Annotated in this window: 1 rRNA gene; it reads right to left on the reverse strand. The window is 59.0% G+C overall.

The annotated features are described in order from the left end of the window. Window positions 1–633: ribosomal RNA gene (locus tag ACWV17_RS33840) — 23S ribosomal RNA — on the reverse strand; the annotation flags it as partial. Window positions 634–690: the final 57 nt, after the last annotated feature.

Raw genomic sequence — 690 nt, forward strand, 5'->3', positions numbered from 1 at the left:
CAGCGACGCTCCCACGGCTTGTAGGCACACGGTTTCAGGTACTATTTCACTCCGCTCCCGCGGTACTTTTCACCATTCCCTCACGGTACTATCCGCTATCGGTCACCAGGGAATATTTAGGCTTAGCGGGTGGTCCCGCCAGATTCACACGGGATTTCTCGGGCCCCGTGCTACTTGGGTGGTTCTCAAACGAGCCGCATAGATTTCAGCTACGGGGGTCTTACCCTCTACGCCGGACCTTTCGCATGTCCTTCGCCTATCCATACGGTTTCTGACTCGTCGACCGGCCGGCAGACCGGTCAAGAGAACTCCCACAACCCCGCATGCGCAACCCCTGCCGGGTCTCACACGCATACGGTTTGGCCTCATCCGGTTTCGCTCGCCACTACTCCCGGAATCACGGTTGTTTTCTCTTCCTGAGGGTACTGAGATGTTTCACTTCCCCTCGTTCCCTCCACACTGCCTATGTGTTCAGCAGCGGGTGACAGCCCATGACGACTGCCGGGTTTCCCCATTCGGACACCCCCGGATCAAAGCTCGGTTGACAGCTCCCCGGGGCCTATCGCGGCCTCCCACGTCCTTCATCGGTTCCTGGTGCCAAGGCATCCACCGTGCGCCCTTAAAAACTTGGCCACAGATGCTCGCGTCCACTGTGCAGTTCTCAAGCAACGACCAGCCACCCATCACCCC

Source organism: Streptomyces mabaensis, from assembly GCF_053763515.1.